General features: G+C 60.5%; 17 protein-coding genes. 8 read left to right on the top strand and 9 right to left on the bottom strand.

What is annotated here, in order from left to right; translation table 11 throughout:
- The first annotated feature begins 2 nt into the window (after positions 1-2).
- A complete protein-coding gene (locus tag AOA59_RS16535) occupies positions 3-638 on the top strand; it encodes a DedA family protein (protein WP_099488627.1) in 636 nt (211 codons plus the stop codon).
- Here AOA59_RS16535 and AOA59_RS16530 read toward each other — a convergent pair.
- Positions 619-1854 (bottom strand): sterol desaturase family protein, encoded by a 1236-nt coding sequence (locus AOA59_RS16530; protein WP_099488343.1) that lies wholly within the window; start codon positions 1852-1854, stop codon positions 619-621. The two genes, AOA59_RS16535 and AOA59_RS16530, sit on opposite strands and share 20 nt — an antisense overlap.
- Before the next feature lie 115 nt (positions 1855-1969).
- Here AOA59_RS16530 and elbB point away from each other — a divergent pair, with 115 nt between their 5' ends.
- On the top strand, positions 1970-2635 hold the full coding sequence (gene elbB, locus AOA59_RS16525; protein ID WP_065931861.1) for an isoprenoid biosynthesis glyoxalase ElbB: 666 nt from the start codon (positions 1970-1972) through the stop codon (positions 2633-2635).
- Here the strand turns inward: elbB and AOA59_RS16520 are convergent.
- Positions 2632-3087: a YaiI/YqxD family protein gene (locus AOA59_RS16520; protein ID WP_099488341.1), complete on the bottom strand. Its 456-nt coding sequence runs from the start codon at positions 3085-3087 to the stop codon at positions 2632-2634. The two genes, elbB and AOA59_RS16520, sit on opposite strands and share 4 nt — an antisense overlap.
- 2 nt (positions 3088-3089) lie before the next feature.
- Positions 3090-4985 carry an FTR1 family protein gene (locus AOA59_RS16515; protein ID WP_099488339.1) on the bottom strand — a complete coding sequence of 632 codons (1896 nt, stop codon included), beginning with the start codon at positions 4983-4985 and terminating at the stop codon, positions 3090-3092.
- 268 nt (positions 4986-5253) lie between these two features.
- Here AOA59_RS16515 and AOA59_RS16510 point away from each other — a divergent pair, with 268 nt between their 5' ends.
- Genes AOA59_RS16510 through AOA59_RS16495 form a run of 4 tightly spaced genes read left to right on the top strand, consistent with a single transcriptional unit; the run spans position 5254 to position 8397 of the window.
- Positions 5254-6648 (top strand): COG3014 family protein, encoded by a 1395-nt coding sequence (locus AOA59_RS16510; protein WP_099488337.1) that lies wholly within the window; start codon positions 5254-5256, stop codon positions 6646-6648.
- A 10-nt stretch (positions 6649-6658) separates the two neighbouring features.
- The gene (locus tag AOA59_RS16505; protein ID WP_008439304.1) at positions 6659-7030 is read left to right on the top strand and encodes a YcfL family protein; all 372 of its coding nucleotides are present in this window, start codon (positions 6659-6661) and stop codon (positions 7028-7030) included.
- Positions 7031-7065: 35 nt separating this feature from the next.
- Positions 7066-7653 (top strand): penicillin-binding protein activator LpoB, encoded by a 588-nt coding sequence (gene lpoB / locus AOA59_RS16500; RefSeq protein ID WP_017135234.1) that lies wholly within the window; start codon positions 7066-7068, stop codon positions 7651-7653.
- A gap of 3 nt (positions 7654-7656) precedes the next feature.
- On the top strand, positions 7657-8397 hold the full coding sequence (locus AOA59_RS16495; RefSeq protein WP_068931393.1) for a penicillin-binding protein activator LpoB: 741 nt from the start codon (positions 7657-7659) through the stop codon (positions 8395-8397).
- A 153-nt stretch (positions 8398-8550) separates the two neighbouring features.
- On the opposite strand, the gene AOA59_RS16490 is transcribed toward AOA59_RS16495, so the two are convergent.
- The 3 genes from AOA59_RS16490 to AOA59_RS16480 all read right to left on the bottom strand — a co-directional run bounded on the left by AOA59_RS16490 (position 8551) and on the right by AOA59_RS16480 (position 11754).
- On the bottom strand, positions 8551-9183 hold the full coding sequence (locus AOA59_RS16490) for a LysE family transporter (protein ID WP_065931866.1): 633 nt from the start codon (positions 9181-9183) through the stop codon (positions 8551-8553).
- An 88-nt stretch (positions 9184-9271) separates the two neighbouring features.
- Positions 9272-9844, bottom strand: a complete 573-nt coding sequence (locus tag AOA59_RS16485; protein ID WP_065931867.1) for a mechanosensitive ion channel family protein — start codon at positions 9842-9844, stop codon at positions 9272-9274.
- Positions 9844-11754, bottom strand: coding sequence for an ATP-binding cassette domain-containing protein (locus tag AOA59_RS16480; protein WP_099488335.1), 1911 nt, complete (start codon positions 11752-11754; stop codon positions 9844-9846). The genes AOA59_RS16485 and AOA59_RS16480 overlap by 1 nt, the downstream gene beginning before the upstream one ends.
- A gap of 50 nt (positions 11755-11804) precedes the next feature.
- Between AOA59_RS16480 and AOA59_RS16475 the strand changes: the two genes are divergently transcribed.
- On the top strand, positions 11805-12266 hold the full coding sequence (locus tag AOA59_RS16475) for a TIGR02444 family protein (RefSeq protein WP_065931869.1): 462 nt from the start codon (positions 11805-11807) through the stop codon (positions 12264-12266).
- Here the strand turns inward: AOA59_RS16475 and AOA59_RS16470 are convergent.
- Positions 12263-13588, bottom strand: coding sequence for an AlgP family protein (locus tag AOA59_RS16470; protein WP_099488334.1), 1326 nt, complete (start codon positions 13586-13588; stop codon positions 12263-12265). The two genes, AOA59_RS16475 and AOA59_RS16470, sit on opposite strands and share 4 nt — an antisense overlap.
- A 192-nt stretch (positions 13589-13780) precedes the next feature.
- Between AOA59_RS16470 and AOA59_RS16465 the strand changes: the two genes are divergently transcribed.
- The gene (locus AOA59_RS16465; protein WP_099488332.1) at positions 13781-14458 is read left to right on the top strand and encodes an FKBP-type peptidyl-prolyl cis-trans isomerase; all 678 of its coding nucleotides are present in this window, start codon (positions 13781-13783) and stop codon (positions 14456-14458) included.
- A 53-nt stretch (positions 14459-14511) separates the two neighbouring features.
- Here AOA59_RS16465 and AOA59_RS16460 read toward each other — a convergent pair whose 3' ends face one another.
- Together AOA59_RS16460 and AOA59_RS16455 are read right to left on the bottom strand one after the other, a co-directional pair.
- The gene (locus tag AOA59_RS16460) at positions 14512-14970 is read right to left on the bottom strand and encodes an Rsd/AlgQ family anti-sigma factor (protein WP_058421163.1); all 459 of its coding nucleotides are present in this window, start codon (positions 14968-14970) and stop codon (positions 14512-14514) included.
- A 209-nt stretch (positions 14971-15179) separates the two neighbouring features.
- Complete coding sequence (locus AOA59_RS16455) at positions 15180-15701, bottom strand: disulfide bond formation protein B (RefSeq protein WP_065931871.1); 522 nt, start codon at positions 15699-15701, stop codon at positions 15180-15182.
- Positions 15702-15837: the final 136 nt, after the last annotated feature.

Raw genomic sequence — 15837 nt, 5'->3', positions numbered from 1 at the left:
CCATGCTTCAACAATTTCTGCATGACTTCGGCTACTTTGCGCTCTTCCTGGGCACCTTCTTTGAAGGCGAAACCATTTTGGTTCTCGCAGGCTTCCTGGCGTTCCGTGGCTATATGGATATCAACCTGGTGGTGGTGGTTGCCTTTTTTGGCAGCTACGCCGGCGACCAGCTGTGGTATTTCCTGGGGCGCAAACACGGGCGCAAGCTGCTGGCGCGCAAGCCGCGCTGGCAATTGATGGGCGACAAGGCCCTGGAGCACATCCGCAAGCACCCGGATATCTGGGTGCTGAGCTTCCGCTTCGTGTATGGATTGCGCACCGTGATGCCGGTGGCGATTGGCCTGTCGGGCTACCCGCCGGCTCGCTACTTGATCCTCAACGGCATCGGCGCCGCCGTCTGGGCCGCGGCCTTGGGCGCTGCGGCCTACCACTTCGGCGCAGTGCTGGAAGGCATGCTCGGCAGCGTCAAGAAATACGAGCTGTGGGTGCTGGGGGCATTGCTGCTGTTGGGCTTTGGCCTGTGGCTGCGCCGGCGCTTCAAGAATGCGCGTATCGCCCGCGAAGCCTGTGCCGCGGCCAAGGCCCGGCTGGCTGCCGAGCAGGCCGCGGAGCAACCGCCTAAGACGCCAGTCGAGTAAGCCGGCTTCTGCAACAGTAGAGGCCGATCGCACTGAGCAAGCTGTAACTGAGCAGGCCCAACCAGCCCAGGCTGCTGGCCGGCCACAAGCCGACCAGTGGCGCCAGCCACACCAGCGGCACATTCAGCCCCAGGCGCACCAGCTCGGCTTTAAGCGCCCACGGGCGGTTCTCCAGGGCCACGCCCAAGCTGAACAGCCCCAGCGCCATCGCACTCCAGCCCAACACCAGCGCCGCCGTGGGCAGCCCTTCGCCGAAATTCATCAAATAACTGCCGAACCCTACATACGCCGCAAATTGCAGCGCAATGTAGACCTGCTGGCGCGCATCCAGCGGCACCTCGAATTTACGGAACTGGCTCAAGTCGGGCTTGGCCATCGGGTACTTGGCTTTCACGTCCGCCGGGCGCCAGCCGGTGCGCATGAACCAGATGCGCAGCTTGTCCCAGCCGCTCTCAGTGCGCCGCGCGTCACTCCACAACTGTGCATAAAACTGCAGGTTGGCCCATAGCGGGTTCCAACTGGCCAGCGGCGTGGTCACGCCAAAGATCACCGGTTCATTTTCGTCTTCTTCCTGGAAGCTGCCGAACAGGCGGTCCCAAATAATGAACACCCCGCCGTAGTTGCGATCCATGTAGAGAGCGTTCTGCGCATGGTGGGCCCGATGGTTGGACGGCGTGACAAAGAACCACTCGAACCAGCCAAGTTTGGGCACATGGCGGGTATGCACCCAGAATTGATACAGAAGATTAAGCGAGGCCACACTGATAAACACCACCAGCGGCACACCCAGCACGGCCAGGGGCAGGTAGAAGACCCAGCTCAGCAGGAAGCCGGTGCTGGTCTGGCGCAGGGCGGTGGTGAGGTTGTAGTCCTCGCTCTGGTGATGCACCGAGTGCGCGGCCCACAGGATGTTGCGCTCATGGCCGCAGCGGTGCAGCCAGTAGTAGCAGAAGTCGTAGAACACAAAGGCGAACACCCAGGTCCACACGCTTTGGGCCGACAGTTCGATCAGCGCCAGGTGCTTGAGGGCAAACGCGTAGGTCAGCAGGCCCACGCCTTTGGTCAACAACCCGGTGGTGGTGGACAGCACACCGGTGCTGAGGCTGTTGATAGCGTCCGCGACCCGATAATTGCGTTCACCGCGCCAGCGATCGGCCAGCAGCTCGACCACAATCAGGGCAATGAAAAACGGTACCGCGTAAGGCACGAAGTCCATGGGCTAGTCCGATGTTTTCTTGTTACATCAAGATTAGGTGTAGCGGCAGGAGATCCCATTGGCAACAGGTGACAAATTAGTAGACATTTAACGCCACAAAAGAGGAGAGATGCCCATGAGCAAAAAGATTGCAGTGATCCTTTCCGGCTGCGGCGTGTACGACGGCGCAGAGATCCACGAAAGCGTGATCACGCTGCTGCGCCTGGATCAGCGCGGCGCTCAGGTTCAATGTTTTGCGCCAGATATTGCGCAGTTGCACGTCATCAACCACCTCACCGGTGAAGAGATGCCCGAGTCGCGCAATGTGCTGGTTGAGTCGGCGCGCATCGCTCGAGGTGAAGTGAAGGATATTCGTGAAGCCAGCGCCGACGAGTTCGACGCACTGATCGTGCCTGGCGGGTTTGGCGCAGCGAAGAATCTCTCGAACTTTGCCGTGGAAGGCGCCGGTTGCAGCGTCAACCCGCACGTGCTGGCACTGGCTGAAGCCTTTGCCGAAGCCGGCAAGCCTGTTGGGTTGATCTGCATCTCGCCGGCCCTGGCGGCAAAGATCTACGGCCCCGGCGTGACGTGCACCATCGGCAACTGCCCCGACACGGCGGCCGCCCTGGACAAGATGGGCGCCACTCATCAGGAGTGCGCAGTCGAGGATATCGTCGAGGACCAGGCGCGCAAGCTGGTGAGCACACCGGCCTACATGCTCGGCAAGCGCATCAGCGAGGTCGCGTCAGGCATCAACAAACTGGTGGATCGGGTGCTGGAACTGACCCACGAGAATGATTAATCCACCTTCATCAAACGCGTGAGGATACGGTCCAGCGCATTGGCAAACGCCTGCTTGTCCTTTTCGCTATGGGGCGGCGGGCCGCCGCCCATCTGGCCCTGCTCACGCAGGTCGGTGAACAGGTTGCGCACCGCCAGTCGCTCACTCATGTTCGACGGGCTGAACTCCTTGCCGCGTGGGTCGAGGGCCGTGACGCCCTTCTTCACCAGACGGTCGGCCAACGGCACGTCGCTGCAGATCACCAACTCACCGGGCACGGCGTGCTCCACCAGATAGTCATCCGCCGCGTCCGGGCCGCTGGGCACCACGATCAGCTTCACACAGGCAAAGCCCGGCTTGATCTGGCTCTGGCCCGCGACCAGCACCACGTCGAACTGGCGCTTGAGGGCGAACTTCACCACTTGGTCCTTGGCCGCCCGTGGGCAGGCGTCTGCATCGATCCACACGCGCATGCTTATGCAACCACTCGGCGTTTCTCGGCCAGGCGGCTGCGGCCGTACAGCACCACAATCGCCAGGATCGCCACAGCCTGCGCACTCAACGAGTACGCGTCGGCATGAATGCCCAGCCAGTCGAAGTCAAAGAACGCCACCGGCCGTGTGCCGAAGATGCCCGCTTCCTGCAATGCCTTGACGCCATGCCCGGCGAACACCACCGACAACGCGCACAGCAGCGCCGCATTGATACCGAAGAACAACGCCAGCGGCAGTTTCGCCGAACCGCGCAGGATCACCCACGCCAAACCAACCAGCAGCACCAACGCCGTGGCGCCGCCGGCCAATACCGCGTTGTGCCCGGCAGGACCCGCCTGCAGCCACAGGGTTTCGTAGAACAGGATCACCTCGAACAGCTCGCGGTATACCGAGAAAAACGCCAGCATCGCAAAACCGAAACGGCCACCGCCGCCGACCAGGCTGCTCTTGATGTAATCCTGCCAGGCCGCCGCGTGGCGTCGGTCATGCATCCACACGCCCAGCCACAGCACCATCACACTGGCGAACAGCGCCGTGCAGCCTTCGAGCAATTCGCGCTGAGCGCCGCTCACGTCGATCACATACGCCGCCAGTGCCCAGGTCGCCAAGCCGGCCAGCAGCGCCAAGCCCCAGCCGACGTTGACACTGCGCACCGCCGATTGCTGGCCGGTATTACGCAGGAACGCCAGGATCGCCGCCAGTACCAGGATCGCCTCCAGGCCTTCGCGCAGCAGGATCAGCAAACCGGAGATGTAGCTCAGCGACCAGCTCAGGCCATCACTGCCCAACAATCCGGCGGATTCGGTGAGTTTGCCCTTGGCCACGTCCAGGCGCTGTTGCACCTGCTCGACCGGCAGGCCGTCCTGCAACGACTGCCGGTAGGCCATCAAGGCTTTCTCGGTGTCTTTACGCACGTTGGCGTCGACGTTATCCAGGGAGCTTTCTACCAGCTCGAAGCCTTCCAGGTACGCTGCGACTGAAAGGTCATAGGCCTGTTCGCGATCGCCGTTACGGAACGCGGCGAGGCTCTTGTCCAAGGTGGTTGCGGTGTAGTCGAGCAACTGCGCCGGGCCACGCTTGACCTGCGGCGGCTGCGCACGCTGGGCGCGGAACGTCGCGGCAGCGGCCGGGCCATTTGCAGCCAATACCTCATTGGGCGTCTGGCGCGCCAGGTCGGCGAGATTGAACGGCTGTTCGGATTTTGCCGCAGCGGGGTCAGCGGTGAAGCTGGCGATATAGGTGGCCAGGTCCCAGCGCTGACGATCGTCCAACTGATCGGCGAAGGACGGCATGTCGGTGCCTTCAACACCCAGGCCCAACGTGTTGTAAATCGCGTAGAGACTCAGGCGGTCCAGACGTACCGCATCGCGCAGGTTCGCTGGCGGCGGCGTCATGCCCGTGGACGCCGGGCCATCACCCGCACCGGCGGTACCGTGGCACACCGAGCAGTGCTGGGCGTACAGCGGCGCACCTCGCGCAGGGTCTGGCGTGATAGCCGGCGCCTGGCTGACTTCATAGGCCACCGCCAATTTGGCGCCCAACTGGCGGGCTTGGCGGGCGACGAGTACGCCGTCTTGGTGAGCGGATACAGCCGCTAACAATTCGTCGACGCCTTTGACCAACTCCGCGCGCTCCGGCCTTTGCGGCAACTCGGCCACCAGGCCCTGCAACACGCCGAGAAACTCTATTTGTTCGCGGTATTCCGATTCATCGATAACCTTGCCCGCCTCCACCGTCGGGGGGTAGTCAGCACCAATGTAGTCCAACAGATGCAGGGCTTGTGGGGCGCCCTCGGCAGTCGCGGCCAGCAGGTTGAAGCTGCACGACGTCAAGGCTGGCAGCAGCAACCAGGCGAGAAAACGGATGGGGGCAATCATGAATGAATCTCAAAGGGAAATACGAAGTAACACATTGTTAAATTTTAAAGGGTTTGACTCAAGGTGTTAGTGATTTGGCGCAGGTGAGCCCTGTGCATTAAAGGGGCAAGTAATGGCATATGAACGCGAGTTGCAACAGCAAAAAGCCATTGTTTTGCCAGCAATGACGCCTATAATGCCGCGCCCTGTTATTGCGAAAGGGAATTTATATCCTCGTTTTTATGAGGAATTTGCACATCAGCCGATCACTCTCAGGGAAGAAGTTTGCATGGCATTTCGCGCCTTAGCCCCGCTCACACTGGCGGCGGTTACCTTGCTCTCCGGTTGTTCAATGTTTCGCAGCTACGACACCGAGCTGCAAGCCACCAACCAGCAGCTGTCCACCGGTAACGTCGACGGCGCCCTGACCCTGCTGGAAAAGAACAACACCGGCGAAGACAAGGACCTGCTCTACTTCTTTGAAAAGGGCGAGTTGTTGCGCGCCAAGGGCGACCTCACCGGCAGCCAGACCGCCTGGCGCAGCGCCGACCTGCAAGTGTTCAAGTGGGAAGAGTCGGTCAAGTTCGACAGCGAAAAGTACCTCGCCCAGTTCGGCAGTTTCCTGGTTAACGACAAGGTGCGTCGCTACGAAGGTTATGACTACGAAAAAGTCATGCTGACCACCCAGATGGCCCTGAACCTGCTGGCCCTGAATGATTTCGACGGCGCCCGTACCGAAATCAAGAAGACCCACGAGCGCGAAGCCGTGATCGCCGACCTGCGGGACAAGGAATACCTCAAGCGCGAGAATGAAGCCGAGCGCCAGGGCGTCACTACCCAGGTCAAGGACCTGCGCGGCTACCCGATTGAAGCACTGGACGCGCCGGAAGTGGTCGGCCTCAAGAACAGCTACCAGAGTGCGTTCAGCCATTACCTGGCAGGCTTTGTCTACGAAGCCCTGGGTGAGAAAGACCTGGCTGCACCGGGCTATCGCAAGGCCGCCGAGTTGCGCCCCAATACGCCGCTGCTGGAACAGGCGTTGCTGGACCTGGACAAGTCCAAGGTCGGCGCCGACGAGACCGACGTACTGATCGTGGTGCAGAGCGGCCTGGCACCGGCGCGAGATTCGATCCGCCTGCCGCTGCCAATTCCGATTGACGGCCATTTGGTGATCACCCCGCTCTCGTTCCCGGTGATCAAGGCCGACACCTCCACCCAGGCTTTCGGCCAGATCGGCGTCGACGGCAAGCAACAGAACCTAACCGTGCTCAATAGCACCACCGCCATGTCCCGCCGCGCCCTGCGTGACGACATGCCGGGGATCATCCTGCGCACCACCGTGCGGGCCGTCAGCCGTGGCGTGACGCAAAACAACCTGAACAAGACCAACCCAATGGCGGGCCTGGTGCTGGGCATCGCCTCGGCGGTGACCGAAGGCGCCGACACCCGCACCTGGCGCACGCTGCCGGACATGACCCAGGTGACACGCCTGCGCCTCAAGCACGGCGAGCACCAGGTCAGCCTGCCCAATGCCCTGGGCGGCACGCGGGTGACGGTCAAGGCTGACCAGCGCTATCAGGTGATCACCCTGCGCGTGGTCGGCAACCAGGTGTTCGCCGCTGGCCTTGCAGCTCATGTGGTTCCGAGCACTTCCACCCAGGCTATCGCCCTCAAACAACCTTAAGGAGCACGTTATGCGTCATTTCATCCTCGGCGCCCTGGCGCTGGTCCTGCTCGCCGGCTGCGCCACCCCGCCGCCACCGGAGCCCGGCAGTGCCGCCAGCAAGATCGTGGTGATGGGCAAGTTCAAGGGCATCGCCGTCGGCGCCATCCGCGTGGCCCGCGAAAATGGCTTCCTGACCGCCAAGGTGCAGTTGAGCAACATCACCAGCAGCAACCAGATGATGTATTACCGCTTCGCCTGGCTGGGCGCCGACGGCTTCCCGGTGGGCGATGAAGAAACCTGGAAAGTGCTGAACCTGTACGCCAACCAGGCGACTTTCCTGCCGGCCATCGCCAACCTGCCCCAGGCCGCTGACTTCCGTCTCGAAGTGAAAACCCCTTGAGCCGCTGCGCTAACCGTATTCAGAGAGATTTCCCCATGTTTGCACGCTTCTCGATTCTCGCCCTCGTTGCCCTTCTGGCCAGCGGTTGCTCCAACACCTCGCCGGTACTCGGTGGCAAGAACATCAGCTACGGCGACTCCAAGGCCGTGGAACTGGTGACCAACGAGTTCGGCTCCACCGACCTGCAGATGATCGCCGAGAGCATGACCCGCTCCCTGGCCCAGTCCGGCATCCTGCAAGGCCGCCCAGTGGTGCAGGTGTACGACGTGAAGAACAAGACCAGCGAGTACATCGATACCCGCGAGATCACCACGTCGATCAAGACCCAGCTGATGAAAACCGGCACCGCGCGTTTCGCCAGCGATAACACCGACATGCAAAGCCAGGTCGACCAGCTCAAGCTGCAAAACCAGAGCGGCCTGTACAAAAAATCCACGGTGAGCAAAACCGGCAACATGGTTGCCGCCAAGTACCGCCTGGAAGGTTCCATCAGCTCCATCGTCAAGCGCAGCTCGGACTACAAGGACGTGTTCTACAAGTTCAGCCTGCAGTTGATCGACGTTGAAAGCGGCCTGGCCGAATGGATGGACGAGAAAGAAATCCGCAAGACCACGGAGCGCTAAGCAATGCGTGCATGGATCGGCATGATCGGCCTGCTGTGCGCCTTTGGCGTCTCGGCCGCCCCGAAGATCGCGGTCACCGACCTGGCGTACGAGGCGCGAGTCGAGGAGTACATCCACGCGGTGTCGGCCAGCAACAACTTCCAGGCCAGTGGCTACAGCGCCAGCGGAGCTTCGAGCTACAGCGAGTACGAGAGCCGCACCAGCTACATCGAACAGGCCGAGCTGCGTAAATTCAGCGGCGATATCAAGGGCGAGATCCTCAAGTCGCACCAGTTTCAGCTGGTGCAGGGTACGCCCTACACCGCCGACGCAAAAGGTGACGTCTATGACGTGATCAAACGCATCAAGGCCGGTAACTTCAAGGGCGCGGACTATGTGCTGTTCGGCACCCTGTCAGACATCGATTTCACCCAGGACATCAACGCCCTGGACCACACCAACAGCTACTCGGCGGTGCTGGGCCTGACGCTGGTGGCCGATTTCAGCCTGATCAATACGCGAACCTTCGAGATCACCTCGGCGTTTACCGCCATGGGTGAGGGCCAGGACACCAAGCTGGTGAACAACCGTGACGTGCGCGTGAGCCTGAACCGGCCGCGTGTGGTCCGGGAAGTGTCGAAAGCGCTGGGTGAGGACGTGGCACGCCAACTGGCGGAGCAGCTGGGCGGTGGCTACCAAGACCCGGGCAAGCCTGCACTGCGCAATAACCTGCCAAGGGATGAAGCACCGAAGATTCTGCGTTGAGCCGTCATCTCAAAGCCAACACATAACAAATGTGGGAGCTGGCTTGCCTGCGATGCAGACACTGCGGTGCGTCAGTTACACCTCGGTGATGCTATCGCAGCGGTGCGACGACTCGACAAGCCAACTCCCACATTTTTGATCCGGTTTCGTCAATCAAGCCGTTGCGCGATGCAAGCTGGCCAGAAACCCCGCCGCTCCCACAAACAATCCGGCAAACGTGCGATTCATGCGTTTCTGCTGCTTGGGCGTACGCAGCAACCGCAAGACTTTCGACGCAAGCCCCGTGTAGCCCGCCATTACGATCATGTCGACGCTGATCATGGTTGCGCCCAGGATCAGGTACTGGACCAGCAGCGGCGCCTGCGGGTTCACGAACTGCGGCAGAACCGCCAGCATGAACACCAACGCCTTGGGGTTGCTCGCGTTGACCAGGAAGCCACGGAATATCATCGCCATTGGCTTGCCGATCGGGCGTATCGTCGCATCCTCGCTCATGTCCATCGGCAGGGCGCGCCACTGTTTGATGGCCAAATACACCAGGTACGCCACACCAAACCACTTGATCGCATAAAACGCGGTCGAAGACGCCGCAAGAATGGCACCCAGCCCACCCGCCACCACGGCGATCTGCATCGCCAGGCCCAACTGCAGGCCAATGGCGTTCCAGTAGCCGCGCAGGAAACCGTATTGCAGGCCGCTGGACATCGAAGCGATGGCACCGGCGCCGGGGGAAAGGGAGATGATCCAACTGGCCAGGAAAAAGGCCAGCCATGTGTCGAGTGCCATTACACACCTCAGAAGGGAGTTTGCGAGTAAGGCTTAAGCTAACTCCGCCGACCGAAGACTGGCTATAGATTTTTACACGACGTGAATGCTAGCGGTCGCCTGGAAACACGTGGGTACCTGGCCAACGCCGCACCGAGCGCTGAAAGAACAGGCTGTTTGGCACCTGCACCATCGCATTGTCAGTGCCGGCCTCCTCCACCTCGATGAGTGTGGTGTAGAGCAGGTTGATCGCCACCACCCGGCCTTTTACACCCGGCTTGTCGACCGTATCCACCAGCTCGACGATATCACCGAGGCGAAACGGCCCGACGGTAAAGATCAGAATCGCACACAGCAGGTTGGACAGTACCGACCACATGGCAAAAAACGCCACGGCCGCGACTGCGACAAACCCCGACAGCGCCGTCCACAACACAGTGGCGGACACGCCCAGGCGCTCCAGCACAAAAATCAGCGCACTGCCCATGATCAGCCAGCGCAGGCCGCCACGCAGTGGCATCAGCAACTGAGGCGGCAACGGGTAGCGTTCACCCAGGCGATTCAGGACTTTGGCCACGAAGCGCTGGGCGAAATAACCCGCCAGCAGGATCAGCAGGATTTGCACACCCACCCAGACGGGCGCGATCCATTGTGCCGGCAGCGGTAACTGCAACGCTTCCATCAGGACAGCGCCTCCAGCTCCGCTTGCAAGGTTTCGAGCAGTTCGAGGGCTTCCATCCAGGCCTCCTCCAACTGCCCTTCGCGCACCTTGAGCTTGGCTTGTTCGGCCAGCAGGTCGCGCAGTTCGTCCTTGCGCGCCGCCTCGTAGACGGCGCTGTCGCCCAAGCTGGTTTCGATCTTGGCCAGGCGCTCATGCACTTTGCCCAGCTCGGCTTCCAGCTTGTCGGCTTCGCGCTTGTGCGGCGCCAACTGCTGGCGCAGGGCGGCGGCTGCCTGGCGCTGGGCCTTCTTGTCGGTTTTGTCGGGGTTGACCGGCGTATTACTCACGGGCGCGTTGCGCAGGCGGTAATCAGTCAGCCAACGCGCATAGTCATCCAGGTCGCCGTCGAACTCTTCAACCTTGCCGTCAGCCACCAGCAGGAAGTTGTCGGTGGTGCTCTTGAGCAAGTGGCGATCGTGAGACACAACAAGCACCGCACCACTGAACTCCTGCAGGGCCATGGTCAGCGCCAGGCGCATCTCCAGGTCCAGGTGGTTGGTCGGTTCGTCGAGCAGCAGCAGGTTCGGCCGGTCCCAGGCAATCAATGCCAGGGCAAGACGGGCCTTTTCGCCGCCGGAGAAATTCAGTACCGGCTCATCAATGCGTGCGCCACGGAAATCGAAACCGCCAAGGAAGTCACGCAGCGTTTGTTCGCGCTCGGTCGGCGCCAGACGCTGCAGGTGCAGCAACGGGCTGGCCTTGGAGTCCAGAGAGTCCAACTGATGCTGGGCGAAGTAGCCCACCACCGTGTTCTCGCCACGGGTCAGGCGGCCGGCCAAAGGCTCAAGCTCGCCGGACAGGTTCTTGATCAGCGTCGATTTGCCCGCGCCGTTAGGGCCAAGCAAACCGATGCGCGCACCCGGTGTGAGCTGCAGCTTGACCTTCTCCAGGATGGTTTTGTCGCCATAACCCAGGCGTGCATCCGAGAGATCCAGCAAGGGGCTGGAGATCTTCACCGATTCACGGAATACAAAGTCGAACGGCGAATCGACATGGGCCGCCGACAGCTCTTCCATGCGCTCCAGCGCCTTGATCCGGCTCTGGGCCTGGCGGGCCTTGGTGGCCTGGGCCTTGAACCGGGCGATGTAGCTTTCCATGTGCGCACGTTGCGCCTGCTGCTTTTCGAAGGCCTGTTGCTGCTGGGCCAGACGCTCGGCGCGCGCGCGTTCGAACGCGGTGTAGCCGCCACGGTACAGCGTGATCTTCTTCTGTTCGACGTGGGCGATGTTATCGACCACGGCATCGAGGAAGTCCCGGTCGTGGGAAATCAGCAACAAGGTGCCCTGATAGTTCTTGAGGAAGTCTTCCAGCCACAGGATCGCATCGAGGTCCAAGTGGTTGGTCGGTTCGTCGAGCAGCAACAAGTCCGACGGGCACATCAGTGCCTGGGCCAGGTTCAGGCGCATGCGCCAGCCACCGGAGAAGTCGGCGACCGGGCGATCCATCTGTTCGTTGGTAAACCCAAGGCCAGCCAGCATCTTGCGGGCGCGGGCATCGGCGGTGTAGCCGTCGGCACTGTCCAGCTCCGAGTGCAGGCGGGCCTGTGCGGCGCCGTCCTGGGCTTTCTCGGCTTCGGCGAGGTCGTGTTGCACCTGGCGCAGGCGCAGGTCGCCATCGAGCACGTAGTCGATCGCAATGCGGTCGAGGGTGTCGATCTCCTGGCGCATATGGGCAATGCGCCAGTCGGCCGGCAGCAAGCAGTCCCCGGAATCCGGGGTCAGCTCACCCAGCAACAGGGCGAACAACGTGGATTTGCCGGCGCCGTTGGCACCGATCAGGCCGGCTTTGTGACCGGCGTGCAGGGTCAGCTCGGCGTCTTCAAGAAGACGTTGCGGGCCACGCTGTAATGTTAGGCTTTGAAGTCGGATCATAATGGCGGCGGAGTCTACCAGCTTCGTTGCCCGCTGGCTTGGGTGTGAATATGTGCGCTGACCTGTGGAGCTTTGCCCTATCGATTTACGCCCGCCCAGGGTGCGAAGCCGCTTGCCTGCGCTTGCAGGAACAAGGCGCGGATGTGTGCCTGTTGCTCTGTGGTGCGTGGCTGGAACGGCGCGGCGTAGCGCTTGAGCCTGCGCGCATTCACGCGCTGCAACAGCTTGCACGCCCATGGCAAAAAACGGTGGTCGAACCGTTACGACAGATGCGCATGCAATGGCGAGCCCTGGCGCAACAGGATGTGCCTCTGGCGGCATTACGCGAGCGAGTCAAAGCTTTGGAGCTGGAGGCCGAACGGGAATTATTAGCGCGCCTGGAAGCGTTGGCGCAGGCATGGCCGACTGGGGAAGTGAGTCAACCGAAATGGCTTGAAGGCTTGGCGACCGAAGCCGCCAACCTTGACCACGACGCGCTGCAGCAGCTGCGCGTCGTGGCCACCCGCACTTAGGAAGCGCTGGTTGGGGTGGTGCTTGGCGCTACCGGTGCAGGCGTGCTGCTGGCCGATGCGGTTGGAGCGCTGGACGCTGCCGGGGTAGCAGGCGCGGCTGCCGGAGTTGCTGGCTTGGCCGGAGCAGGCTTGGCAACGGCCGGTTTAGCGGCAGCAGGTTTGGCAGCTGGCTTAACCGCTGGTTTGGCAGCAGCCGGTTTGGCAACTGGCTTGGCCGCTGGTTTGGCAGCAGCGGGTTTAGCCACTGGCTTGGCGGCTGGTTTTGCAGCAGCAGTTTTAGCAGCTGGCTTGGCCGCTGGTTTTGCAGCAGCAGTTTTAACAGCTGGCTTGGCCGCTGGTTTCGTAGCAGCGGTTTTAGCAGCTGGCTTGGCCGCTGGTTTCGCAGCAGTAGTTTTAGCAGCTGGCTTGGCGGCTGGCTTTGCAGCAGCGGTTTTTGCAGCTGGCTTAGCCGCTGGCTTTGCAGCAGCAGTTTTAGCAGCTGGTTTGGCGGCTGGTTTCGCAGCAGTAGTTTTAGCAGCTGGCTTGGCGGCTGGCTTTGCAGCAGCGGTTTTAGCAGCTGGCTTGGCCGCTGGTTTTGCAGCAGCAGTTTTAGCAGCTGGCTTGGCGGCTGGCTTTGCAGCAGCGGTTTTAGCAGCTGGCTTGGCCGCTGGTTTCGCAGCAGCAGTTTTAGCAGCTGGCTTGGCGGCTGGCTTTGCAGCAGCAGTTTTTGCAACTGGCTTAGCCGCTGGCTTTGCAGCAGCAGTTTTAGCAGCTGGTTTGGCGGCTGGTTTCGCAGCAGCAGTTTTTGCAGCTGGCTTGGCGGCTGGCTTTGCAGCAGCGGTTTTAGCAGCTGGCTTGGCCGCTGGTTTTGCAGCAGCAGTTTTTGCAGCTGGCTTGGCCGCAGCCTTGGCTGGAGCTTTCGATGCGGCAGCTTTTGCCGGTGTACGAGCGCCCAATACTTTAGCCACCGCTTCTTTCACTCGACCAACGCCCTGGGCCAGTTTCAGGCTTTCCTGAGCATCTTTTTTGAGTTGAGAAATGTAAGTGCGGGTTTCAGCCTGGCGATCCTTGAGGGCGTCCAGCAGGTCCTCAAGTTCTTTGACGGCGTCTTTGGCTTTGGCTTGTGCCTTGGCTTTGCCGGCAGTCGCGGCGTCTTGCAGTTTGGTACGGGATTTGTGCAGCTTTTCTTGCGCTTTACCGCGTTGTTTTTCCAGTTTGGCGAGCAGTTTTTCTGCATCGGCCAACGCTTGGGAACATGCGCTTTCCAGATGTTCGAGCAAGCTGCCCGAAAGTTGTTGGAGTAAATGCAACGGGGTATTAACAGGCTTCTGTTTGGCCGACATGGTTTACCTCCTGGCTGACGTGGGTGCGGCTCATACTAGCCCTCTGCTCTTACCGCCGCTAGGGCATGTTGACAGTATCGTTTGCCTTGCGTTGCACCGTGAATAAATTCTTATCGATATAACAAAAAACGGCGCCACTTTTTGCCCACTCACACTGGCATAATCCGTCGCACTTTCGGCGGGAGAAGCAGCATGTCGCGTTATCTTTTTTTAGTGCTTGGCTTGGCGATTGGCGTGGCCAATGCAGGCGAGCAATCACCGTCAAAAACCAATGCCCAAGACCCACACGACCTTGCCTACAGCTTGGGTGCAAGCCTTGGCGAGCGCCTGCGCCAGCAGGTTCCCGACCTGCAGATCCAAGCCCTGCTCGATGGCCTCAAGCAAGCCTACCAGGGCAAGCCATTGGCACTGGATAATGCACGCATCGAACAGATCCTCGCCGAACACGAAGCACAAAACGCTGCCGACGCCGAGGCTCCACAAAGCGAAAAAGCCCTCGCTGCCGAACAGCAATTCTTAGCCAAGGAAAAAGCCGTCAGCGGCGTGCGTGAACTGGCAGATGGCATCCTGCTCACCGAGCTGGCGCCCGGCAACGGCAGCAAACCGCTGGCCAGTGATGAGGTGCACGTAAATTACGTTGGACGGCTGCCCGATGGGACAGTCTTCGACAAGAGCACACAGCCCCAATGGTTTCGCCTGGACAGTGTGATCAGCGGCTGGAGCAGCGCGCTGCAGCAGATGCCGGTGGGCGCGAAATGGCGCTTGGTCATTCCCTCTGCCCAGGCCTATGGCGCCGACGGTGCAGGCGAGTTGATCCCGCCATATACGCCTCTAGTGTTCGAGATCGAATTGCTCGGCACTCGCCACTGACCCAATAAAAAACGGTGCGCCATGCGCACCGTTTTTTTATCTCACTTCGAGGGTCAAGCCTGGGCGGCTGACTCTTCCTTGTGAGCGTTGTGCAGCACTTCGATCAGGCAATCTTCCAACTCGAAGCGCTCATGCAACAGCGCGCCCAATTCTTTGAATTTTTCAGCAACACAATTACCAGCATCACACAGATCGGTGAAGGCCAGCAGCTTCTCGGTGATCACATCAATGCGCGGGTAGATCGTCTCTGCCAGGTCAAGGCCACGCTGATCATCAAAAGCTTCCGCTTCCTTGGTCAGTTGCTCGTAGACACCAAAATGGCCGGCCGACACGTAGTCCACCAAGACACCGCAGAAATCCTGCAGCGGTTCGCGATTCTCAGCCAGTGCCTCGGGCTTGGCGCCAAGAGCATCAAAGGCTCGAACCAGTTCGTGACGTGCCTTCAACCAGCTGTCGATCAGCTTGTGCACTCCACCCCAGCGTTCCTGAGCATTCTGACAACTTTCCAGCATGGTGATCTCTCTTCCCTATAGGGGCGCTGCCGCCTGTGCCCGCGTAACACCTCAAACATTGAGGCGGGAGCCGGACAAGGCCGCATGTCACAAACGGTTTCGATAACGCGTGCGGGCCAGATTATGCCCGCATGACTATGGCTTCAAGGTACGCAGGAGAGAAAGTTCATACAAGTGTTTAATCCCGTCCTACACGTTACGGCGAATTTTCAGTACTTCGCAGGGTGCAAACGGCGGCCCGCCAACAATCGAGAAAACTGCATGATGCCGAGCACCAGCATCGCCAAAAAGAACAGCAGACTCCATTCGGGCAGGCTCAGGTCAAACAGTGTCCAGTTGAGTTCCACGCAGTCCACGGTGCCTTTTACACTCAGTTGCAGTGCTTGCCATAACGACAGGTTTTCAATCATGTAGTGAAGGCTGGGCCAGCACTCGTTGACCTGCTCCGGCGCGGCATTTTGTAGCAGCACTTGGCGTACTGCAGTGATAGCCCCAAGCAACGCGCAGCCCATACTGGCCAACCCGTACAGGTAGACCCCGGAGCGTTTCGGGTTGTGTAGGGTCGCTACCAGGTTGATCAGCGTAAAGGCTGCCAAAAAGATGCGCTGCACCTGGCACAGGAAGCAAGGACGCAAGAGTGCGCCGAATTCAAGATAAAAAGACGCACCCAACGTCAGCGAACCAGCCAAGAACGCCAGGAGAAACAGAGAGCGTGAAGGGGCCAAAGACATTGTTATCCGTACCGCAGGAGATAGACCCTTACGGTAGAGTAAAGGCCTGACTCCTTTCAATACGCGTTAGAGCAGACTATTCCGCAACCGCCTGGGGATATGCCGTCAGAACCTGGATGACTTCAAGCAGTTGGCG

It is taken from the genome of Pseudomonas sp. 2822-15 (genome assembly GCF_002742515.1).
GTDB classification, from domain to species: Bacteria; Pseudomonadota; Gammaproteobacteria; order Pseudomonadales; family Pseudomonadaceae; genus Aquipseudomonas; species Aquipseudomonas salomonii.
Note: the sequence above shows the minus strand (reverse complement) of the source record. Positions and strands in the feature narration are given on the sequence as shown.